Here is a 21,044-nt window from a genome sequence, read left to right as displayed (position 1 = left end):
CCCTCTCCTATTTTCCGTCCCTTATTCACTTTAAAACATGCGAACAGCGCATACCTGATTACGCCCCCGGTCTTTAGCCTGATACAACTTTTGATCAGCTGCGTTTATTAATTTCTCTAAGCGAGTATTCGAGGTTGGCGTAATTGTAGCGGAGCCGAGGCTGATTGTAATATAGGGAATGGGAGATGACTGTTCATGGGTAATCTTAAGCATTTCAATATGTTTTCTCAACTGTTCAGCAACTTCCATGGCATTATCATAATCCGAATTCGCCAGAACTACACCGAATTCTTCCCCACCAAATCTTCCGATAAAATCCGAAGATCTCTTCAATACACTGGATAAAGTTTTAGCAACTTTTCTTAAACAGTTGTCACCCTGCAAATGACCATAATTATCGTTATAGAGTTTAAATTTATCGATATCCAAAAGAATCAGAGTTAGGGATTTTCCTTCACGCAAACAGCGATTCCATTCTCTCTTAAGCTTATTATCGAAGCAACGTCGATTAGGGATCCCCGTTACTTCATCAATGGTCGAAAGGAGTTTCCACCGCTTGTTCGCCTTTTTCAATTGTTTATGGAGTTTCAACAATTCTTGATTGGCTATGGTAAGAAGGCGAGAATTGTTCTCAATTTCTTCATTCTTTTTCTTTAACTCAATATTTTTAAGCCAGGAAATTTCCGCCTCTTTTCTCATCTGATCAACTCTAAATTCGGTCGCTAATAGATTTAACTTTTCCTCTAATTTTTCATGTCTTAACTTCTTTTCAAGAGCATTAGCCCTTTTATAATGATCCAAAGCTTTTGCAAAATCTTGCTTGGCTTCGAAATATGTGAATAATGCTAAATGAATTTTTGCACATTCATTCTCAGCAGAAATCTCCTCCGCAAAAAGCAACGCTTCGTGAAGGTAAGCTAATCCCTGGTCCTGGTTTTGATTAATGAACAGCTTACCGATACTTACCAATACATCAATCCGATAAAACTTATTCCCACACTCTTTAAGAACGCTTAGACTGTCCATGTAATACTGTAAAGCAGACTGATCCTCCTGGGATTTTTCATAAATTTGTCCTATGCTATTTAATGCTTCACCAAGAAGGATCATCTCATCAAGCTCTCTAGAATACTCTATGCTCTCTTGGTAAGTACTCAAGGCCTTAGCATCCTGATTTAAGCGATTATAAATATGTCCCATGTTCAAAAGAATCCCGGCTATATTAGTCAAGTTATGTAAGCTTTCACTGATGAGAAGCGCTTGTTCGTAATAGGCTAAGGCCTCCCCATATTGCTCCATCTGTCGGTGAATTTCACCTATGTTATTCAAAATTGTAGCTTCAATGAATTGATCACCGATATTCCGGGCTATGACTAAGCCCTTACTGAAATAGGTCAAGGCTTGCTCGTATTTTCCAAAGTAAAAATAGCTGATACCCAATAAATTGAGCGCTCTCATTTTCCCCTCTTGATGTTCCAAGTCTTCAAAAATTTGCTCAGCTATGAGCACGTCTTGAATGACCTGTATATTATTTGAGAGAACTCTATTGGCATGACCCATCATTAACAGGCTAAATGCTCTTCCCTGTTCGCAGCAAGACTTTTGAGCTAATCGATACGCATATTTTCCCAATCTCAGCGCCCGGTTGGGCGTACGGAGAACCAGCTCTCTGGAACGGGCATTCAAAACCTGAATCCATTGGAGTAGCTCATCCCGTTTATGCGGTTTTATTTTCTTTAACCTATAAATCATCATAATCCCTCACAGCAATTAGCCTTTTGAACAGTACCGCATTTTCAGCCCTTAAATCTATATTTTCTCTTCAAATCATGGAAATCCTTTATTAAATATACATATTCTTGGAATTCCTCGTTTAAATGACAAAATATCGATACAATTTAATTGTCTATTCTAAGGAATTCTAGCTATAATGGAGATAAACTTGATTAATAATTGGATTGAGGAAGGCATTAAATATGATTAATGATTTGCAGCCCTTTTACGAAAAGAGTATAACTTGCCTTTTCTGCGGAGAAAGTTTCACGACGAAAAAAATTCGTTCCAAATTTTCAGCAGCGTATAAAACAGATGCTGACTTTTGTCCCCACTATAAAGACAATCTTTATAATTCGCTTTATTATCATGTCAGTGTCTGCCCCTCCTGCGGTTTTGCCTTTAACAGCGAATTCTCAAAAGACTTTACCAGCGTTGCTAAAAATTCGATTCAAAAAAACATTGCAGAAAAATGGCAAATCCGAGACTTGGGTTCAATCCGAGACAATAGAACAGCCATCGAAACCTATAAGCTCGCTATTTTATCAGCATCCCTAAAAGGAGAACGTCATTTTGTCATCGCTGGATTATGTCTACGCTTATCGTGGATCTACCGGCAGGAAAACCAACCTGACGATGAACAACGCTTTCTCAACCTTGCCATCAAAGAATACGATGCCTCTTACCTCTACTCTGACTTTGTAAAATCATGGTCCGCGCTTAAAATGTTATATATCCTTGGAGAACTCAATCGCCAGGTCGGAGAATTCAAACAGGCGATTAGCTACTTTACAAAAATCGTCAATGATCCCGATCGTAACCAAGACAGACTTATCCTCAACCGAACCAGGGAACAATGGGCACTTGCGACTGAACAATATCGCAATTCTCATCCTGATGATAATCCTAAAGTTTAAGTGATATGGAGTTTATCCTCATTTCCTTATTTATAGCAAGAGCCAGCATTCATTTCAAGAAACTGAATGCTGGCTCTTGCTTGTCTTTGCCTATTTGCTTAACACTTAACCCACTTATCCGCCCACCTTTGTAGCTCGTCAAAAACGGGGAGTAGCTCCTTACCCTTTTCCGATAAACGATATTCAATCCGTACCGGCATTTCAGGATAGACTTCACGAGTAACAATTCCAACCGACTCGAGTTCTTTCAACCTCTCTGTTAATACTTTACTACTAACATTCGGGATGATTTCAGTCATTTCTTTGAAGCGCTTCGGTCCCGATAGCAATACCCGAACAATGAGGCCCGTCCAACGTTTGCCAATGAGTTCGTTCGCGGATTCAAATTTTGGGCACAGATGGAAATCTTCCATTCCTCAGCCTCCCTTCTTCTTGCTTTAATATTTATATTTTAACATATTATTTTCCTTGACGAAAGTAGGTTACATATAGTATTATCATTACATAAAGTAACTAATACATTTTCAGTAAGTTATTCACTAATTTACTTTATTGGTTACTAAAAGAACTTATATTTTGAGGAGATGTTTTTAAATGTTAAATCTAGGTTTATTGGTCATGCGTCTTATTTTTGGTTTATCCTTTGCTCGTCATGGTACAGAGAAACTCTTCGGTTGGTTTGGTGGCTATGGAATTAAAGGAACCGCCGGTTATTTTGAATCTATTGGAGTAAAACCTGGCGTACCTATGGTTATCCTCGCTGGACTTGGTGAATTACTTGGAGGTCTATTCTTAGCGGCGGGTATCTTACTTCCTGTTGCTGCGGTTCTCATCGTTGGGTCCATGCTTGTGGCTATCGCCAAAGCTACGGGTAAGAATGGTTTTGCTATTACCGCAGGGGGCTATGAATATAACTTAGCAATCATCGCTGTAGCGATTGGCATCTTGTTAACTGGCCCTGGAGCATATGTTCTTTTCTAAACCGTCCTAAAAGACCCCTTATTCAATTTAACCCGGCAGCATTATTAAGCTACCGGGTTTCGCTTTGCATATCTGATCAGCTTAAGATAATTGTAATTGTTAGGAGGATCGCGATGCCTATGCCACAAAATCTTTATGCACTGAACTCGGATGAAAATCTCGAATCATTTGAACAGGTTATATCAGAAAATGAAGCAAAAATCATCAATCTGATCTATGGTATGACTGGGGACTATCACCTTTCTCAAGATTTAGCCCAAGAAACCTTCATTAAGGCTTTCAAAGCCAGACACGGCTTTAATGGGCGATCAAAATTCTCCACGTGGTTATACCGGATTGCGGTCAACGTTACCTTAGATTATCAACGCAAGAGTTGCGTTCGCATGGAAAAAGTGTCCGATGAAATTGAACCTTTAGATTACTCCGATCAACAAACCAAAGATCCTGATCACTCCTGCCAAGTAAAAGCAATGAAAGATATTCTTTTCCAAGCCATTGCCAAACTTCCTGAGCAACAACGTGAAGTTTTTACATTACGAGAAATCAACAGATGTTCAACAAAAGAAGTCGCTCAAATCCTTAATATCTCACTTGAATTGGTCAAATGGCGTTTGCACAAAGCTCGGACCATTCTCCGTAAATCCTTTGGCAGTAACACGCCTTATCAAAAAATTGGGGTTTTTCGACTCAGTCCTCATGGGATTGATTAATTTCCTTTAAAAAAGTTAAAGAAATCGCTATCTAAAATCTTAAAAGCTTCGTCAAATAGATGTAAACAAAAACGTATAAATTTTAGGAGGTTTTATTTATGTTTGATGCCGAGAAAAAACAAAAAGCCGTAAATGCCCTGGAAGATATGTGCTTCCACTGTGGAGAAAATCACACCGATGAGTGCCCCCTCTCCAAAGCTAAAGTTGCCACTAAAGCGATTCCTACTGAAGCTTAAGTTTAATGCTTCAAGGTAGTCGGAAGCTTAACCTTCCGGCTATCTTTATTTGTGGATGCGTAAAAAATAACAGTTTACAAATGAAGGTTATTTTATTATACTTAGTTACGTAATGTAAGTTACAATTTTAATCTTATAGGAGGTTTTAAAAAATGATTACAGGAAAAGAAACGATCACAGAAGTCGTCAATAAATACCCAAAAACAGTTGAAGTTTTTCTGAGTCACGGCATGCATTGCTTTGGTTGCATGGCAGCCCACTTTGAGAATATTGAACAAGGGGCTTTAGCACATGGTATCAACGTACCCAGCCTGGTCAAGGACCTAAATGCCGTTACTGAAAAAGAAAACTAATTAACGAGATTGTCCCAGAATGATTGAGAGCCATAGTTCTTCGCCGAACTATGGCTCTCTTCGCGCTTATTTTGCTCTTAACGTAGACTCCACAGTTCCTTTTTAGGTACTATGCTACTTAAAAGTGCGTACTTCATATTTTTCTAAATAAGGTATACCCTTTACATGTTGAGATTTTTCAACGCGAAATAATAATGGACTTATAAAAAAGGAGATCTTCGAAATGTTAAATGCTGGTTTATTAGTTATTCGTCTTATTTTTGGTTTGACTTTTGCTCGTCACGGTTCAGAGAAGCTTTTGGGTTGGTTCGGTGGACATGGTATTAAAGGGACCGCAGGCTTCTTTGAATCCATTGGGATAAAACCCGGAGTACCTATGGCTTATCTCGCCGCAATAGGTGAAATACTTGGAGGTCTATTCTTAGCAGCGGGTATCTTCCTTCCTGTTGCCGCAATTCTTATCGTTGGACCCATGCTCGTAGCCATGCTTACCGTTACAGGAAAAAATGGTTTTGCGATTACGGCTGGCGGCTATGAATATAACTTAGCAATCATTGCAGTAGCTGTTGGCATCTTATTAACTGGCCCTGGAGCATACATTCTTTTCTAATTACTTCTTTTCTAATTACTTCTTTTCAATATTTCCAAGAATTAAACAGTAACGATTCATTAAAAATACCGAAATACCAGGGGCTGTTGCAATTAACAGCCCCTTTCATATTAATCAAGATCTACGTATTTATACCTGGCCTATTGATTTCTGTAGGATACCAAGAACGCTTCGTAAATCTTCGATGGGCATCTGACCAGGTGCTGAACTGCTTTCCCCTACGGCAAAGGTAACGGAAGAGCCAAAAACTCCGCCCATCATCCGAGTTATTGTGCCATACTGCCCCATTGCTAAACTAATGAGGGGTATATCCACAGTTTCCTTAGCATTCAAGGTCACCTTAAGCAGCGTTAAGACGTCGTGAAGATTCTGAGACATGACAGCAATCTTAGCTACATCTGCGCTTAACCGCTGTGCTTCCGCAATTTTCCCTAACAAAATCTCCGACTCGGGTGTGAACTCAAAGTTATGATAGGAAGCAATGATTTGAGTCTGACTTTCTAATGAAACTTGGCGCAGTTCCTTGAACGCTTCCTCTGAATTACTTAATTCAAAATCAACGTATTCTACCTCTGTCTTTTGGCAAATCGCTTCGATCAGCTTCAGTGCTTCTTGATCATTGAGTGATACGGGCTGCCCCCCCTCACGAACTGAACGAAGAGTAAAAATGAGGGGAATATCCCCTGCGGACTCTTTAATTTCTTGAGCAAGATCTAAGACTTTTTCTGTATTCGCAATTCCTTCGAAAAAATCGACCCGCCACTCAATCAGGTCTGGACGCTTCTCCAGAACATGATGTAATTCTAAGCGAATCGACTCCCTTTGTTTACCCACTAACGGGGTACAGATCAACGGCTGATTTCCTTCGCCAATCCGTTGTCGTTTCATCCACAGAATCCTCCCTTATCAAAAGGTCTGCAACCCCCGGATTTCTCCGCTGAGTCGCAGACCCTTTTGTGTCTCCAAAATGCTTTATAACTTATTTACATGCTGTAGTAATTGATTAAGCATCCTTTTAAGATTATATCTTTTTCATCTTGGGTTAAATTCTTTAATTCCAGCATTAGCTCACGTACTCCGTTAGGTCCGATCACTTGCGCGGGTATCGTTTCCTCGCCATTGATAATTCTTTGGCGAATTCCGGGAACATATACATAGTCCTCGGTACTCAACGGAACCTCTAAAGGACTACTGAGGGTAAAGGGCAACATTCCCCAGTTGATTAGATTGCTACGATAGCGTTTCGTGGCGTACTCTTGAGCAATATTAGCCCAGCCTCCTAAGACCTTTTGACAAGAAGCAGCTTGCTCCCGGGCAGAACCATCACCAGGTTTTACTGCATAAATAACCGTTCCAATTCCGGTATTATTCATAATCTCGGTAAAGTCGGCTGAAAAAGCTGCCTTAACCTGAAGAACCTGCTTCAACGCCTCTTTCAAAGCATCAGAAGGCTGAGAGCCTGATGTTTTCAACAAACTTTCACGTTCCTTTTCCAAGGCATGAACTTGCTTCGCCCGTCCCACATACTGGGGATCTTTTCTGGAAAGAGTGAATTCTGCTAACCGAAGCGGATTCGAACGATAGGAGGAGGTTTCACCTGAAGGAATCAACTCATCCGTCGTTGTCACAGGGTCATTGATGACTGAAGCCACTTTCAACAGAATGTTTTCTGGCAGAGCGATCATCTCCGGCCAATCCGCGATATTCGGCCCGAATTTTAACTCACTTTCCGGCTTAGGATTTCCAAAACCATTATAAACGCGATTTTTATAAACTACACCATCGAAAGAATATTGATGCGATGGTTCCGTATAGTCAATCTCTGTAGCTGAGGTTAAACATCCCCCATTTGCCACTGTTGCGGCAACGGATCTTGCATCAACTAGAGCAACAGAAGAGATTTGGCCTTCACCCGGTTTCGAGCCCTCTCGATTCGGGAAGTTACGCGTCGTATGACGGATGCTGAATTGCCCATTTGCTGGAACATCTCCCGCTCCAAAGCAAGGTCCGCAGAAGGCTGTTTTTATATTCGCTCCACTCGCCATCAAATCAGCCGCCGCTCCATTTCTCATCAATTCAAGATAAATCGGCTGACTTGCTGGATAAACACTAAAGGAGAGATATTGATTTCCAACGGATTGTCCTTTAACAATAGCAGCAACATCCATTATGTTTTCAAAGGTTCCACCCGCACAACCGGCAACAATCGCTTGATCAACCCTGATCTTGCCGTCAACGATATGGTTCGTCAAATTAAAGGAGATGAAAGGATTATTAATTTGCTGCTTTCCTTCTTCTTCCACTTTATGCAGGATATCATAAGGATTTTGGATCAGTTCCTCAATCGTATAAACATTACTGGGATGGAAAGGTAGGGCAATCATCGGTACAACCTTTGACAGATCCATGACGACCATTCCATCATAATAAGCGACTTCACCCGGTGCGAGTTGAGCGTATGCTTCAGAACGGCCATGAATACCGAAGTACTCCTTGACTTTCTCATCAGTCGTCCAAATCGAGCTCAAGCAGGTGGTCTCTGTTGTCATCACATCGATGCCAATGCGGTAATCTACGGATAAATTAGCGACTCCAGGACCCACAAATTCAAGAACTTTATTCTTAACAAAACCGTTGGCAAAAACAGCACGAATGAGAGCTAACGCTACATCCTGAGGACCCACTCCAACCTGCGGTTTACCTTCAAGATAGACAGCAATGACGTCAGGATATTGAATATCATAGGTTTTGTTCAAAAGCTGTTTAACCAACTCTGGACCGCCTTCCCCAACAGCCATCGTTCCTAATGCACCATAGCGTGTATGACTATCTGAACCGAGAATCATCTTTCCACAGCCTGACATCATCTCGCGCATATACTGATGAATGACCGCTTGATGGGCTGGAACATAAATTCCACCATATTTTTGAGCGGCAGAAAGTCCAAAGACGTGATCATCTTCATTGATCGTTCCGCCGACCGCGTTAAGGCTATTATGGCAATTAGTTAGCACATAGGGTATTGGAAACTCTTTCAATCCGCTGGCACGTGCAGTTTGCGTAATCCCAACATAAGTGATGTCGTGTGAAGCCATCGCATCGAAGCGAATCTTTAATTGGTCGGGATTCCCAGACGTATTATGCTGATTTAGGATTCGATAAGCCATCGTTTCCTGACGAGCATTATGCTTTTCTACAACGGAACCGTTTAATTCACAAAGAGTATTCGGGTCCTTCGCTTCGAGGACTGTTTGCCCTTTGATAAGATATACACCATTCTTGATCAGGCGAACCATTTAATTCCCTCCATACTGTAAACATTCTTCTCCAGATCATAACATGCTTTAAATGTACCTATAATTCGGGATTCTAGCAACTATTTTATACCATGTATACAATATTTGTGCAAAGTAAAATCACTTTGCAGCTATGCTAATCTTACAGTCGCCGATCATTCTTTCTTTCCATTTGAGCACTAAAGCATCTTCATCAGCGAGGGCTCCAACACCCGCAGGCGTTCCCGTAAAAATAATATCTCCTGCCTCTAACCCGAAATGCTTAGCCGAAAACTCAAGGAGCGTCGGTAAATCAAAAATCATATCTTTAATATTACCCCGTTGCACTTCTTGGCCATTTTTCTCTAACGTAAAGTCATGATGAGTCATGTCTTGCAGCCCTTCAAAAGGCAGCCAGGAAGCGAGCACGGCTGAATTAGGAAACCCTTTCGCTAATAACCAGGGATAGGCTTTCTTTTTTAATTCATCCTGAACATCTCGAAGCGTCAAATCAAGGCCGATAGTCATTTGATCAATAAGGGCTTCTATAGGAAGATTCGGTTCATAATTTCTCGCCATATGAAAAACGAGTTCTGTTTCGTAATGCACTGCTCCTTGGTCCCCAGGAAGCTGAATAGTTTGCCCCTTCGCCTCGACGAAGGCATGGGTAGGCTTACTAAACAAAAAAGGGGACGTGGGTATTGCGTTATTTAATTCCTGGGCATGTAACCGATAGTTTCGTCCAACACAGTAAATGTTTTTTATCTCCAAAAGAATCGTCTCCTTCTTAGCTCTCAATTTTTAATTGATTATTAGGAAGCCATACATAAAATGTGCTTCCCTCCCCAAGGGTGCTTTCAACGCGAATCTTCCCGTCATGAAGTTCCACAAGGAATTGAGTGATCGCTAAGCCAAGACCTGCGCCACCATATTTACGAGTACGCGAGGAGTCAACCCGATAAAAGCGCTCAAACAGATGGGAAAGATGTTCTTCGGATATCCCTTGCCCATTATCCTTTACTGTCAGTTCAATTCCTCCCTCCACAGGATTCACAGAAAGTTTGATTTTCCCACTTTCCGGATCTGTATGCTGCACTGCATTATTAAAAAGATTCAGGATAATCTGCTTCATTTTATCCTCATTAAGCCAACCTTTTGCAGGTGAATTAAGGCTAAAACTCACCTTTCGATTCCCAGCGAGCAACCGAAGCTGGGTCTCCATCTCGAGAACCAACTCATCTAAATCGAGTTCAGCACGCTGTAGATTAGGCGAACGATCCAGCTTCGCCAGTAAAAGCAGGTCTTCAATCAGCTTTTTCATCCGCTCCGATTCAGTATACATACTCTTTAAAGACCGATAAAGCTTCTCCGGCTGATTCATTGCCCCTCGAAGCAGGACCTCTGTAAACCCGTGAATCGAAGTTAAGGGCGTACGAAGCTCATGAGACGCATCCGCTACAAAACGACGCATCTGTTCTTTCGCTTCTTGTTCAGCCTTGAACGAGGTTTCTAAGCGCTCCAACATTCCATTAAAGGATACAGCTAAGCGGTTAATCTCAACCTGTCCCTGCTCAACGGGCAAACGTTCTTCGAGATTTCCAGCGTGAATGTTTTCCACTTTATCTACCATATTGGATAAAGGAACAAGAATTTTTCGGAGTACAGGGATAAATGCAAGTAACCCCACAATTAAAGCGAGCAGGGCAAGGAGCATAAAGATTAAAAGTTGTCTCATCAGCATCTCCGTTAGAGACTTCGTACCTACGCTAACTTGAACAACCCCGTGCCAATGATCTCGGTTTTCTACGCCTTGAAGGACAACCAATTGCTCCTTCCCTTCGTCAGTGCGCACTATCCGAAAATTTAAGGTCCGCTTGTCTTGCAGAGCACCGACATAATCATTAACATCCAGTTGAGGTGCATCTCCCCCATTTAACGAGGAGGAATTGGTAAGTACTGTAAATCTCCCCTCCATATCAATAACCGCTACTGTCGAATCCGGTAATAAGTTGAAAGATAGATGATTTAGATTATCCGCATATAAATTTCCAACCGATATTTGCTCCCAAGCCTCTGGTGAAATGGCTAATATCTGTTTTTGAAGGCTTGAGGCATTATTGAAATAGATAAATTTCTCCATAAAAACATATTGGAAAACACCGATAACGGCAAGCAAAATGGCCATGATCGCTAAAGTACGGGAGAGCAGTTGAAAACGAAGCGAGTTGGGGACAACAAACTCTTTGAACTTTAATTTTAAGTTTTTTATTTTCATATTAAAGATCCATTCTATATCCAGCACCGCGTAATGTTCGGATCAATTGATGATCCTTATCCTTTAATTTATCACGTAAGGAACGAATATACACCTCCACGATATTTTCATCTCCTACAAAATCGTAGCCCCATACCTTATCCAGAATCATCGTTTTACTTAAGACCAGACCTTGATTGAGAATCATAAATTTAAGAAGTTCGTATTCTGTGGGAGAAAGCTCCAGAACTTGATCCTTATAAATAATCTCCCGTCGTCGATCATCTACCCGAAAAGGTCCACTTATAACTTCCCCCAGCAAATTCGGGAATTGGTTACGAATACGGGCTTGAATCCGCGCGAGTAATTCTTCAAAACTAAACGGTTTCACCATATAGTCGTCTGCTCCCAGATTAAGTCCTTTGACCCGATCCTCCACTTCATCCTTAGCCGTGAGCATGATAACTGCTACATTTCCCTGTTTTTTCAGCATCCTGCATACCTCAAAACCATCCATGCCTGGCATCATAACATCCAGGACTACAATATGGGGCTCAAATTGGCTGGCCAGAGTTACCGCGGTCATTCCATCTGGGGCCGTCTGAACCTCGAACCCTTCGTTACTGAGTCCCATTTCTAAAAATTCTAAAATAGTGGGTTCATCATCGACGAGTAATATCTTAATTCCTTTTAATTTTTGCATAAGCAGCCTCCTCTAGACCTTTTAAAAAACTTAAAAAATTCTCTTCCATTCTAAATAGCTAAATATCTATTTTAATTATCATTTATTCTACTGAAATAACGCTGAAAAAAACCTGAACATTAGCTGAATTCATTGTAACCGAATTTCTCCTAATTTTCTCTAAGGAAATTGGGCAAGACACAACTTCATCACAAAAATTTCAGTAAATTTTCAGCCAATGATCATTTTTTGCTCAGATTGGAGTTCTATACTATCAATAACAAACAAAACGCTCAGCGTATTATAAGGAGGTTACCCACTATGGATAACGATATCTTTAACTCAAAGAAAAACGAGAATCAAACTGAAATCGATGCTGTAATTTTGGAAAGAAAAACTGATCCAAACTTTTCTACTTCATCTGATAACACGTTCTCGAACGCTTCCCCCTCTACTCCTAAACCCAAAAGACGTATAGCGGCTATCGCTACCCTTTGTTTAGCCAGCGCTTTCATTGGGGGACTGACAACAGTTACCGCTCTGCCTCAAATCTACCCTAATGTGTTCGCAGCCCAAACAACTTCTATCCCTACCTCAGCAACGACTCCTACCCTATCCGCTACTCCAATAAGTACTAATTCCGTTCAATTTCCAGTTGCTGAAATTGCCAAAAATGTCGGTCCTGCAGTCGTTGGTGTTTCTAATTTCCAATCAACTCGTCAGTCTAATTCCGGTTATTTTCGGTCCAATAATAACAGCTCCGCTTCAGGGCTCCAAGAAGCGGGAAGTGGGTCTGGTTTTATCATTGATGCTGCCAAAGGATATATTGTCACCAATAATCATGTAATCGACGGCGCACAAAAAATAACGGTCAGTTTAAGTGACGGCCGCAACCTGGAAGCTAAGCTTGTTGGCGCTGACGCCCGCACAGACCTAGCGGTTTTACAGATTTCAGATACTTCTAACCTTACCGCAGTTGCTTTAGGTGATTCCTCAAGTTTAGAAGTAGGTGCCTCTGTTGTAGCTATCGGTAATCCTGGTGGTAATGATTTCGCTCGTTCTGTAACTACCGGAGTTATTTCAGCTCTTAATCGTACTCTAGATATTCAAGGCGAGTCCAGCTTTGGTCTCATCCAGACAGATGCCGCCATCAACCCTGGCAATAGTGGTGGCCCCCTTGTGGATTACCAAGGAAAAGTGATTGGGATTAACTCTGCCAAATATGCACAGACAGGGTTCGAAGGGATGGGTTTTTCTATCCCGATCTCAGACGCTTTGCCTACCCTTGAACAAATCATCCAAACAGGTTCTGCAACCCATCCTGCTCTCTACGTTTCAGTGAACGATCAATACAATGCTTATGCTCAGAGTAATAATTTGCCTAAGGGCGCCTATGTTGCCGAAGCCTCTGCTGGGGGTCCTGCTGAAAAAGCCGGAATCAAGCAAGGTGATGTCATCACCAAGATTAACGATGCGACAGTGCAAAGTTCAGGTGATCTAGTTCGCGAGCTATATCGATACAAAGTTGGAGATAAGATCAATATTACTTTCATTCGTGATGGCAATACCCAAGTTGTTCAAGCCACGCTCGGCGAAATAGCTTCGAAGTAGTTCAAAACTGGAGGTACCCGTGATAAATTCAAAATCAACCCAATGGGGATTAGGCCTTGTCGTTGCTTTGGCAATCGTTATTGGCTTCAATGACATTAAAGCAAGCCGTTCTTTTGATCAAGCCGTGCTCGCCGCTTCTGCTTCCCCACAAACTCAATCCCAAACTTCTAAGCAATCCAGTGCTAAGGATCCATTCAGCACAAATCAAGGGAGTTCAAATAGTTCTAATTCACAATTTAATAGCAGCAATTCCAATTCCGGAAATTCGTTTAGTCAATCACCTAAGCGATCGCCTAATCAATCCCAAAGTAGGGTTCCTAATACGCGAAGTAGGCGATCCTGATGCTTGATCAAGTAAACTGCAATTCTGCAGCCCTTCAATCCGACATACTGCGAGCCATGAATACCGATATCGATTTTATGCTATGGTCCAAACGCGAAGAATTTCCGGGTCTAGCACAACTCGCCCGGATTTGGTTCCAAACCGTGGAAAAGCAATTTAGCCGTTTCCGAGAGGATAGCGAACTGACTCAATTAAACAGCTCTGCCGGAAAACCCACATTGATTTCACCCCTGATGCTTGAAGTTCTGCAATTAGCCCAAAACTATTCTAAAATTACCGAAGGAGTCTTTAACCCGCTCATTCTATTCGCCTTAAAGAAGGCAGGCTATAACGATTCCTTCGAGAAACTTAAAGATCAGTTTCTCGATTCCTCCATTAACTCCAGGAAACAAACTTACGGTAAATTTACGGATGAATTGAGCTCTGAAATGTTCTCCTTATCCTTAATTCTGGATTCTGAAACGAGGACAATCCAACTCCCTGTAGGAGCTGAGATCGATTTAGGCGGAATTGTTAAGAGTTGGGCAGTCAAGCGCTTAGTTCATGAATACCAACACCTGCTAAAAATTGAAAGAGGTTTCGTTAACGCTGGGGGGGATCTCACCGTCTGGGGGAGTTCCTCTGATAGCGGAGAGCCCTGGTTAATCGGAATCGAAAATCCGTGGCAACCCAGTCAGGATATTGGACTTCTCGCCCTTAATAACGGCTCAGTGGCAACCTCGAGTATACTTGGAAGGCAGTGGTCTAGCCCTAAGGGTCAGATGCATCATTTAATTGATCCCCATACGATGCAGCCCAGTCAAAGTGAGGTTGTCCAGTGTACAGTCACTGGCCCTGATGTGATTGAGTGCGAAATTTGGACAAAAGCAATCTGTATCCTTGGGCTTGAAAAGGGTCTTAAACTCTTGTCCCAAAAATCAAGCGGCTATGAAGCTGTTATGTTTACAACGCAAAAAGAAACCTATTTTTATGGGGATAAGTCCTCTTTAGGAAAAGTATGGAAAGATCTTTCTTTTCAACACGTTCTCTATAAATAATCCTGAGGTGAAAATAAACTAATGATCGATTTTATTCTTAACTTACCTCTGTGGCAAATGATCCGATTTTCAGGGATTGGAGCCTATATCCTAATTGCGATAGGTATCTGTACGGGTATCTTATCAAGCATGCCTGGACTCAAGCCCGCGATCAAGGGAAAACTTATCAAATTTCACAGATCAATGACCCATTACGGAATGGTTATAGGACTCCTACATGGAGTCATCACCATTATCGACCCGTATATGCCGTTTTCCTGGAGTGAGATTTTAATTCCCTTTACGGCTCAGCACTCTCCGTTTTTAAATGGTCTAGGCACCCTTTCGGCCTATGGTCTTCTTCTTCTCGTCTTTACCTCTGATTTTCGTCATAAAATCCCGAACAAAGTATGGCATACCCTTCATATCTTTTCCTATCCCACATTTTTCATGACATTTATCCATGGCTTTGTTCTTGGGACTGATACATCCGTCCCCGAAATTCGGATGATGTATCTCATTTCGATGGTGGCCGTCGTGTTTCTCGGCTTCATTCGCTTCATAATTGGATCCTCAGAGAAAGATCCCTATTTAACACAAGGCGCAAAATAAGGCCAAACATATAATATTGCCTCATACCATGCTCCAGAAGTTCAAATGCTGAGCCCTAATAAAAGGGGCTCAGCATTTTTACATAACCATTTTTTGTAAAATAAATCCTAGATATACCTCGTCAAGAAGTCTATAATTAGAGAGTATTCAACCCGCCTAAAGTGTTTTTTGAAGAGGAGGATGATGAAAATGAGAAAGAAGGTTAGGATTAAGGTTCAAATCGCATTTGCTCTCGTAGTACTCCTTATCGGAATTAAATTCTTTATGTTTGTGAATTATATAACCTCCGCTGACTCTGCACTCGCTGTAAACCGTCCACCCGGAGTCGAAGCGTTTCTACCAATCAGTGCTCTTGTCTCATTAAGGGCATGGTTAGGGTTAGGGATTTTTGACACCATTCATCCTGCAGCACTCGTGATTTTTTTAACAGCAATCTTTATTTCACTTTTTCTAAAAAGAGCATTCTGTTCTTGGATTTGTCCTATAGGTACCTTATCCGAAGGGCTATCACTTCTTGGGCAAAAAATGTTTAAAACGAACTACACCTTACCCAAGTGGCTTGACTATCCTTTCCGCTCGGTAAAATATATCCTTTTAACCTTCTTTGTTGTCTTCATATTTTTCGGAATGAGCCCGATGGAAGCGTATTCCTTTCTTCAAACGCCCTATAACATGATCGCTGACGTCAAGATGCTTACGTTCTTTCAAAATATCACTGCAGTTGGCATGACCGTAATCGCTGTCTTGGTGGTGTTGTCCCTCTTGATTAAGCAATTTTGGTGCCGCTATCTCTGTCCTTATGGAGCACTCTTAGGCCTATTCAGCGTAATCAGTCCTTGGAAGATAACACGTGACAGTAGCAGCTGTATCAGCTGCGGTCAATGCCGAAAAGCCTGTCCTAATCAGCTCAAAGTCGATGAAGCTCTACGTGTTTCTTCACCAGAGTGTACAGGGTGTTTAAGCTGTGTTGAAGTTTGCCCAGTTAAAGGGACTTTGAGCTTTAAATTACCCCGTAAGCTCCATCGATTCCCGTCTCCCTTCGCCTTAGGGGTAACCCTTATCGCAGTTTGGTTTATTAGTGTTAGCATAGCGAAAATCACAGGGCATTGGGAAACCTCAATTCCGCTTGAGATGTATAAAACTCTCATTCCTTAGGTAGGAGGATTGGGTCATTTCGACTTGAGATAATTCCGCTCATTTTTACGCCGCAAATTAAAAAGGGAAGCAACAATAGAAACAGGGCTGCTGCACAAATGAACTTTCAGTTTATTTGATGCAACAGCCCCTTCTATATAACTTCAGCTAAAAGCCTTCGCTATCATACTGCAACCGGCTCACTCAAAGACAGCAACCAGTCGACCCTTGACTTCGTGATTCTTAAGCTTTTCCAAGCCCTTATCTATTTCTTCAAAGGGTATCGTTGTCAGCTGTGGACTCATTTTCCCTGTAGAGAAACAATCATATACACCCTTGAGATCCTCAACCGTTCCTCCATTGCTTCCAAGGAGCTTCAGTTGCTTTGTAATCATTAAATAGGTGTTAATCGTGGATTGCAGGATACCCATACCGACAATAACAACCGTTCCACCCGGTTTCACAGCGTCGAGAGCATCTGCCGTGGTTTGCCCAAAGCCGGCATAATCGACAATCAACTCACATTCAGCTTCTTTCAGATCGAGAACTTGCTCATAAACCTTTTTACAGCCTAGTTCTTCTGCGAGTTTGCGTGCGGCAGGTGATACATCTGTTGCATACACTTCACAGCCCTTGATCATCGCCATCTGCGCAGCAAACTGACCCAACCCCCCGATTCCGATAATACCAACCTTCGTACCCGATTTAGCTTCGCCAATAGCAAAAAGCGCATGATAGGCGGTGAGTCCAGCATCCGTTGATGCTGCACCTTCTACAAAGGATACACCATCCGGAATCTTTACACACTGTTTGGCTGGGACTCGCACTTTGTTGGCATACCCTCCATCGTAGTTATATCCAGTCGCTTCGCGTGTTTCATGATCGAGAGGATTAACACCTACACGGTCTCCAATTTTTAAATCCACTACACCTTCCCCGACTTCAGTGACGATACCGGCACACTCATGCCCCATGATAACCGGTCCATTTGGAAACAAGGGCATCCAGCCCGGATCTTCCAGTGCGGCAACGTCCGAGTGGCAAAGACCAGTGGCCTTGACGTCAATAACAACGTGATTGGGAGTTGCATGAGGATCTTCTTTTTCAATCAACTTCAGAGGAACTCCAGTTTGGGTAAATAACCAACCTTTCATATGAATACCTCCTAAGATTTTTTAATCCTATACTTTAATTATATTATAAGTAGCACCAATCATTAGTTCAAGGCATAGCACTAACATATTCTTTCACTAGTCTAAATATTACTAAAAGTATGATGCCTGTGCACAGGAAAACGGCTTAGAAAGGGTGAATTAAACTTTATGTGTTAGATAACATGAAGAAAAATAATCAATTATAAATTGTTAGGAGGAGTAAAATTTGAAAGTAAGTACACTTTTAGCGTTGATGATTGTAGCAATGCTTTTTGCCATTTTAGGCATACTTTCGATATATAAACCTAATATAATAGGAGCGGAGTTTTATTGGGCTAAATGGAAATGCTTTTATGTACCTAAATATATAAAACCAACAAATAAATATTATTTAAATTATATAAAGATAATAGGATTGGGATTTATATTTTCAGCAGTGGTACTATTAATAGTTTCAGTAGTTTATGCTTTTTACCCACCTATATTATCGATATTTCAAATTTTGCTTCTGCTAAAATTAACTTGAACTCCTTATTCCTTACTCTTCGCTTTCAACCTCTTTATTTATCGATAAGCAGCTCTGCGCTTTCCCCGACTTTTAACGGAGAATCCTCAGCCAGCCGTACTTTGATCTTTACACTATCCTTATTTTTATTTGCCGAGGTTTGCATGTCCTTAGGCGTATACTGTGCTTCTAAATCAATAAAGCTGACCGTTCCCTTGTATTCCTCTTTTCCATTCCTAACGACGAGTTCTTGACCATAGTCAACTTTAGGTAAATACTCCTCTGGAAGATAGGCGACTAGATATTTCTCCGTTTTAACCGCGATATCTGCCAGATTAGACCCAGGAGACACTATTGCCCCTAATCCAAAATTCGAACTGATAATTGTGCCATCCCCCAGAGCTTTAATCTTAAATTTTGTTAACCTTTCCTCTTCTTGACGGATTTGACTTTGCGTGAGGTCAATATCGGCTTGGGCTGAGGCAATTTTCTCTTGATCTGCTCCCTTATTTAGTAAAACTAATTTTTGACTCGCATTATCTAACTGGGTTTGAGCCGTTGCGAGGTCAAGCTGAGCAAGGTCTGCTTTATATTTAGCATCATCGAGAGAAGCTTGCGCGATAGCCTCCTTGCTCAACAAAGTCTGTGCAGTATCATAATCTTTTTGCGCACGATCGGAGGCAAGTTGCGCGCGATCAATTGCTTTTTGGGCAAGGGTTACATTGTTTTCTCCTTGCTTGATTTCTGCCGGATCAGTTGCTGATTTCAAATCGGCTAAGGCGGCTTGTTTTTTGGCAAGTCCGGCTTTCAGCTGTTCTAAAGCATATTGTTCATTGCTATCGTCTATTTCAGCAATGACATCGCCAGCTTTGACAAGCTTTCCTAGCTCGATCGGTAATTTGACAATCTTCCCAGAGACCTCGCTGTAGTGGGCAATAATCTGTGTTTCCACCTCACCCTTGAGCACGATCGAAGAGCTTTGCTGAAAAGGAGAACACCCCGCAAGCGATAAAATAAGAACAAGCAGACCGCTGATTTTCAGAACATGTTTCATCAATAATTCCCCCCAAACTTAAATGCGGCGGTATTTCTTAAGCATCTGCGTATTCAGCAGCATAAACAGAACAGAAAATCCGAGCAATACAGCCAGATCACTGGCAATTGCGGAAAAAGCGCTTCCCCTAAGCATCACTTGAGTCAGAGCATCAGCAATATAATAGAGGGGCATCACTCGTCCTAAAGCCTGAATTGAAGACGGCAGATCAAACAGTCCAGAAAAAAAGAGCTGCGGAACAATCACGATCGGGATGAACTGCATCATTTGAAATTCATTGCTCGCTGCAGTGGAGGCTAGAATACCTAAGGTCAGGGCAACAACCGCTGCCAGCAAAGTGATCAGAATGACTAAAGGGAACGAGCCGATCATCATGATGTCTAGGATATAAACACAATACCATGAAAAGATTAAAGACTGTAAAACCGTAAACAGGCCAAAACCAAGAACATAGCCCGTGACAATTTCCCAGCGACGAAGGGGCATTGACAGGAGTTTTTCCAAAGTCCCTGAGGTTCTTTCCTGTAGAAAAGAAATACCGGCGACCAAAAAAACAAAGAAAAAAATAATAAAGCCGATAAGTGTCGCGCCAAAATTATCAAAGGTGGATAAATCGTCAGTCCCATAGATGTAGTTTACCTCAGAGCGCAAATCAGGATGTATCGTCGTCATATTAGCATTAGTACTCGCCTTAGCTCCTTCAAAAGCTGCTAAAGCTAATTTTGCTTTCGTCGGATTACTGCCATCGACTTCAATTGTAGATTTCCCGTTGAGCATCTCAAGCGTTGCCACAACTTTTCTCTGCTCTAAAGCTGCTCGTGCTTCACTTTCGCTAGCCCGTGTAACGATAACGTTATTCTTCTCAAGACTTTGTATATAATTTTCAGGAGCATTGATCACCGCTACTTTAACTGTAGTCGACGCATCTCCTAAAATAAAATAAACCAAGGTAATCAAAAAGATGGGGGCAATCAACATTAGGGCTAGAGTCCGTTTATCATGACGCAGTTGGTTTAAAATCCGCAAAGCCAAAGCTCTAACCTTCATATTGATTTCCTCCATAATAAATAAACGCTTCTTCAAGGCTATGAACACCAATCTTCTCCTGTAATTCCACTGAGGTGCCCTTCGCAATCAAGCGCCCCTCACGCATCATAGCCAAGTTGTGGCATTTATCCGCCTCATCCATCACATGGGTTGTTACGAGAATTGTAACTCCTTGATCAGCGAGTTTGTTAAGCTCCTGCCAGATGCTTTTTCTGAGTACAGGATCGATACCGACAGTAGGTTCATCCAAGATAAGAATGGGTGGATTATGCAGGATTGCAATGGCTAACGAAAGTCGCCGTTTCATTCCACCTGAATACGATTGTACAGGCTTATTTAAATGATCCAAAAGATTGACGAGTTCCATGACTTCTGCTGATCTTTTCTTAATCTGTGCTTTTGACATTCCATACATCGCACCAAAAAACTGCAGATTTTCTGCAGCCGTCAATGCTGTATAAAGCGCATCACCCTGAGCCATGTATCCAATCTTTTTCATTAAATTAAGTTTAGGCATGCGTTCCCCTAAGACATAGGCCTCACCCGAAGTGGGTTCAAGAATTCCAGCCATAATTTTAACCATTGTTGTTTTTCCACAGCCTGAAGGACCCAATAGGCCATAGATATGCCCAGAGGGAATTTGAAGATTGATATCCTTTAAGATATGCTTTTTCCCAAAATCTTTATTGACATCTTTTAGGACGATGCAATTTTCTTCTTTCATGATGTTCCTCATTCATACAGATTACCACTACTTATATATCTCTCTTACAAAGC

The 21,044-nt window shown here is 41.6% G+C and carries 23 protein-coding genes; 12 read left to right on the top strand and 11 right to left on the bottom strand.

Going from position 1 to position 21,044, the window contains the following annotated elements:
- Positions 1 to 30 precede the first annotated feature (30 nt).
- A complete protein-coding gene (locus DESME_RS02780; protein ID WP_242837417.1) occupies positions 31 to 1,755 on the bottom strand; it encodes a diguanylate cyclase domain-containing protein in 1,725 nt (574 codons plus the stop codon).
- Between the two features lie 221 nt (positions 1,756 to 1,976).
- On the opposite strand from DESME_RS02780, the gene DESME_RS02775 reads away from it, so the two are divergent.
- On the top strand, positions 1,977 to 2,690 hold the full coding sequence (locus tag DESME_RS02775; protein WP_006717473.1) for a DUF2225 domain-containing protein: 714 nt from the start codon (positions 1,977 to 1,979) through the stop codon (positions 2,688 to 2,690).
- Positions 2,691 to 2,788: 98 nt separating this feature from the next.
- Here the strand turns inward: DESME_RS02775 and DESME_RS02770 are convergent, their stop codons facing one another.
- Positions 2,789 to 3,103: a winged helix-turn-helix transcriptional regulator gene (locus DESME_RS02770; protein WP_006717471.1), complete on the bottom strand. Its 315-nt coding sequence runs from the start codon at positions 3,101 to 3,103 to the stop codon at positions 2,789 to 2,791.
- A 181-nt stretch (positions 3,104 to 3,284) separates the two neighbouring features.
- Between DESME_RS02770 and DESME_RS02765 the strand changes: the two genes are divergently transcribed.
- From DESME_RS02765 to DESME_RS02750, 5 genes are all read left to right on the top strand, one after another.
- Positions 3,285 to 3,671 (top strand): DoxX family protein, encoded by a 387-nt coding sequence (locus DESME_RS02765; protein ID WP_006717468.1) that lies wholly within the window; start codon positions 3,285 to 3,287, stop codon positions 3,669 to 3,671.
- A 113-nt stretch (positions 3,672 to 3,784) separates the two neighbouring features.
- On the top strand, positions 3,785 to 4,381 hold the full coding sequence (locus DESME_RS02760) for an RNA polymerase sigma factor (RefSeq protein WP_006717466.1): 597 nt from the start codon (positions 3,785 to 3,787) through the stop codon (positions 4,379 to 4,381).
- A 98-nt stretch (positions 4,382 to 4,479) separates the two neighbouring features.
- Positions 4,480 to 4,617: a hypothetical protein gene (locus tag DESME_RS16025; protein ID WP_006717465.1), complete on the top strand. Its 138-nt coding sequence runs from the start codon at positions 4,480 to 4,482 to the stop codon at positions 4,615 to 4,617.
- Between the two features lie 152 nt (positions 4,618 to 4,769).
- Complete coding sequence (locus DESME_RS02755) at positions 4,770 to 4,970, top strand: DUF1858 domain-containing protein (protein ID WP_006717463.1); 201 nt, start codon at positions 4,770 to 4,772, stop codon at positions 4,968 to 4,970.
- A gap of 223 nt (positions 4,971 to 5,193) precedes the next feature.
- Positions 5,194 to 5,580 (top strand): DoxX family protein, encoded by a 387-nt coding sequence (locus tag DESME_RS02750; protein WP_006717460.1) that lies wholly within the window; start codon positions 5,194 to 5,196, stop codon positions 5,578 to 5,580.
- 129 nt (positions 5,581 to 5,709) lie between these two features.
- On the opposite strand, the gene aroD is transcribed toward DESME_RS02750, so the two are convergent.
- From aroD to DESME_RS02725, 5 genes are all read right to left on the bottom strand, one after another.
- Positions 5,710 to 6,468 carry a type I 3-dehydroquinate dehydratase gene (gene aroD, locus DESME_RS02745; protein ID WP_006717459.1) on the bottom strand — a complete coding sequence of 253 codons (759 nt, stop codon included), beginning with the start codon at positions 6,466 to 6,468 and terminating at the stop codon, positions 5,710 to 5,712.
- Between the two features lie 95 nt (positions 6,469 to 6,563).
- The gene (locus DESME_RS02740) at positions 6,564 to 8,876 is read right to left on the bottom strand and encodes a hydratase (RefSeq protein WP_006717457.1); all 2,313 of its coding nucleotides are present in this window, start codon (positions 8,874 to 8,876) and stop codon (positions 6,564 to 6,566) included.
- 120 nt (positions 8,877 to 8,996) lie between these two features.
- Positions 8,997 to 9,626 (bottom strand): fumarylacetoacetate hydrolase family protein, encoded by a 630-nt coding sequence (locus DESME_RS02735; RefSeq protein WP_006717454.1) that lies wholly within the window; start codon positions 9,624 to 9,626, stop codon positions 8,997 to 8,999.
- A 16-nt stretch (positions 9,627 to 9,642) separates the two neighbouring features.
- Positions 9,643 to 11,130 (bottom strand): sensor histidine kinase, encoded by a 1,488-nt coding sequence (locus DESME_RS02730; protein ID WP_006717452.1) that lies wholly within the window; start codon positions 11,128 to 11,130, stop codon positions 9,643 to 9,645.
- A 1-nt stretch (position 11,131) separates the two neighbouring features.
- Positions 11,132 to 11,812 (bottom strand): response regulator transcription factor, encoded by a 681-nt coding sequence (locus DESME_RS02725; protein ID WP_006717451.1) that lies wholly within the window; start codon positions 11,810 to 11,812, stop codon positions 11,132 to 11,134.
- 300 nt (positions 11,813 to 12,112) lie between these two features.
- Here DESME_RS02725 and DESME_RS02720 point away from each other — a divergent pair, with 300 nt between their 5' ends.
- The 5 genes from DESME_RS02720 (at position 12,113) to DESME_RS02700 (ending at position 16,528) form a co-directional block, all read left to right on the top strand.
- Positions 12,113 to 13,402, top strand: a complete 1,290-nt coding sequence (locus DESME_RS02720; protein WP_006717449.1) for a S1C family serine protease — start codon at positions 12,113 to 12,115, stop codon at positions 13,400 to 13,402.
- 19 nt (positions 13,403 to 13,421) lie between these two features.
- Positions 13,422 to 13,745 (top strand): hypothetical protein, encoded by a 324-nt coding sequence (locus tag DESME_RS02715; protein WP_006717447.1) that lies wholly within the window; start codon positions 13,422 to 13,424, stop codon positions 13,743 to 13,745.
- The gene (locus DESME_RS02710) at positions 13,745 to 14,782 is read left to right on the top strand and encodes an FAD:protein FMN transferase (protein ID WP_006717445.1); all 1,038 of its coding nucleotides are present in this window, start codon (positions 13,745 to 13,747) and stop codon (positions 14,780 to 14,782) included. Before DESME_RS02715 ends, DESME_RS02710 begins: the two co-directional genes overlap by 1 nt.
- Positions 14,783 to 14,803: 21 nt before the next feature.
- Positions 14,804 to 15,373, top strand: coding sequence for a ferric reductase-like transmembrane domain-containing protein (locus DESME_RS02705; protein WP_006717444.1), 570 nt, complete (start codon positions 14,804 to 14,806; stop codon positions 15,371 to 15,373).
- 189 nt (positions 15,374 to 15,562) lie between these two features.
- The gene (locus DESME_RS02700) at positions 15,563 to 16,528 is read left to right on the top strand and encodes a 4Fe-4S binding protein (protein ID WP_006717441.1); all 966 of its coding nucleotides are present in this window, start codon (positions 15,563 to 15,565) and stop codon (positions 16,526 to 16,528) included.
- Positions 16,529 to 16,707: 179 nt separating this feature from the next.
- Here the strand turns inward: DESME_RS02700 and DESME_RS02695 are convergent, their stop codons facing one another.
- Positions 16,708 to 17,661 carry a zinc-binding dehydrogenase gene (locus tag DESME_RS02695; RefSeq protein ID WP_006717438.1) on the bottom strand — a complete coding sequence of 318 codons (954 nt, stop codon included), beginning with the start codon at positions 17,659 to 17,661 and terminating at the stop codon, positions 16,708 to 16,710.
- A gap of 226 nt (positions 17,662 to 17,887) precedes the next feature.
- On the opposite strand from DESME_RS02695, the gene DESME_RS02690 reads away from it, so the two are divergent.
- Positions 17,888 to 18,187, top strand: a complete 300-nt coding sequence (locus tag DESME_RS02690; protein ID WP_006717436.1) for a hypothetical protein — start codon at positions 17,888 to 17,890, stop codon at positions 18,185 to 18,187.
- Between the two features lie 34 nt (positions 18,188 to 18,221).
- On the opposite strand, the gene DESME_RS02685 is transcribed toward DESME_RS02690, so the two are convergent.
- From DESME_RS02685 to DESME_RS02675, 3 genes are read right to left on the bottom strand one after another with little or no spacing between them, the layout of a single operon-like run.
- Positions 18,222 to 19,220: an HlyD family secretion protein gene (locus DESME_RS02685; protein ID WP_006717434.1), complete on the bottom strand. Its 999-nt coding sequence runs from the start codon at positions 19,218 to 19,220 to the stop codon at positions 18,222 to 18,224.
- 18 nt (positions 19,221 to 19,238) lie between these two features.
- Entirely contained in the window at positions 19,239 to 20,267 is a 1,029-nt protein-coding gene (locus DESME_RS02680; RefSeq protein ID WP_006717431.1) for an ABC transporter permease, read from the bottom strand.
- Positions 20,257 to 20,991, bottom strand: coding sequence for an ABC transporter ATP-binding protein (locus DESME_RS02675; protein WP_006717429.1), 735 nt, complete (start codon positions 20,989 to 20,991; stop codon positions 20,257 to 20,259). The genes DESME_RS02680 and DESME_RS02675 overlap by 11 nt, the downstream gene beginning before the upstream one ends.
- Positions 20,992 to 21,044 lie beyond the last annotated feature (53 nt).

Origin of the sequence: Desulfitobacterium metallireducens DSM 15288 (assembly GCF_000231405.2) — a bacterium.
GTDB classification, from domain to species: Bacteria; Bacillota; Desulfitobacteriia; order Desulfitobacteriales; family Desulfitobacteriaceae; genus Desulfitobacterium_A; species Desulfitobacterium_A metallireducens.
Note: the sequence above shows the minus strand (reverse complement) of the source record. Positions and strands in the feature narration are given on the sequence as shown.

Bases quoted from the DNA above. Each gene is read 5' to 3' on its own strand.
- DESME_RS02780 (WP_242837417.1), bottom strand. From the start codon at position 1,755: ATGATGATTTATAGGTTAAAGAAAATAAAACCGCATAAACGGGATGAG.
- DESME_RS02775 (WP_006717473.1), top strand. From the start codon at position 1,977: ATGATTAATGATTTGCAGCCCTTTTACGAAAAGAGTATAACTTGCCTT.
- DESME_RS02770 (WP_006717471.1), bottom strand. From the start codon at position 3,103: ATGGAAGATTTCCATCTGTGCCCAAAATTTGAATCCGCGAACGAACTC.
- DESME_RS02765 (WP_006717468.1), top strand. From the start codon at position 3,285: ATGTTAAATCTAGGTTTATTGGTCATGCGTCTTATTTTTGGTTTATCC.
- DESME_RS02760 (WP_006717466.1), top strand. From the start codon at position 3,785: ATGCCTATGCCACAAAATCTTTATGCACTGAACTCGGATGAAAATCTC.
- DESME_RS16025 (WP_006717465.1), top strand. From the start codon at position 4,480: ATGTTTGATGCCGAGAAAAAACAAAAAGCCGTAAATGCCCTGGAAGAT.
- DESME_RS02755 (WP_006717463.1), top strand. From the start codon at position 4,770: ATGATTACAGGAAAAGAAACGATCACAGAAGTCGTCAATAAATACCCA.
- DESME_RS02750 (WP_006717460.1), top strand. From the start codon at position 5,194: ATGTTAAATGCTGGTTTATTAGTTATTCGTCTTATTTTTGGTTTGACT.
- aroD (WP_006717459.1), bottom strand. From the start codon at position 6,468: ATGAAACGACAACGGATTGGCGAAGGAAATCAGCCGTTGATCTGTACC.
- DESME_RS02740 (WP_006717457.1), bottom strand. From the start codon at position 8,876: ATGGTTCGCCTGATCAAGAATGGTGTATATCTTATCAAAGGGCAAACA.
- DESME_RS02730 (WP_006717452.1), bottom strand. From the start codon at position 11,130: ATGAAAATAAAAAACTTAAAATTAAAGTTCAAAGAGTTTGTTGTCCCC.
- DESME_RS02725 (WP_006717451.1), bottom strand. From the start codon at position 11,812: ATGCAAAAATTAAAAGGAATTAAGATATTACTCGTCGATGATGAACCC.
- DESME_RS02720 (WP_006717449.1), top strand. From the start codon at position 12,113: ATGGATAACGATATCTTTAACTCAAAGAAAAACGAGAATCAAACTGAA.
- DESME_RS02710 (WP_006717445.1), top strand. From the start codon at position 13,745: ATGCTTGATCAAGTAAACTGCAATTCTGCAGCCCTTCAATCCGACATA.
- DESME_RS02705 (WP_006717444.1), top strand. From the start codon at position 14,804: ATGATCGATTTTATTCTTAACTTACCTCTGTGGCAAATGATCCGATTT.
- DESME_RS02700 (WP_006717441.1), top strand. From the start codon at position 15,563: ATGAGAAAGAAGGTTAGGATTAAGGTTCAAATCGCATTTGCTCTCGTA.
- DESME_RS02695 (WP_006717438.1), bottom strand. From the start codon at position 17,661: ATGAAAGGTTGGTTATTTACCCAAACTGGAGTTCCTCTGAAGTTGATT.
- DESME_RS02685 (WP_006717434.1), bottom strand. From the start codon at position 19,220: ATGAAACATGTTCTGAAAATCAGCGGTCTGCTTGTTCTTATTTTATCG.
- DESME_RS02680 (WP_006717431.1), bottom strand. From the start codon at position 20,267: ATGAAGGTTAGAGCTTTGGCTTTGCGGATTTTAAACCAACTGCGTCAT.
- DESME_RS02675 (WP_006717429.1), bottom strand. From the start codon at position 20,991: ATGAAAGAAGAAAATTGCATCGTCCTAAAAGATGTCAATAAAGATTTT.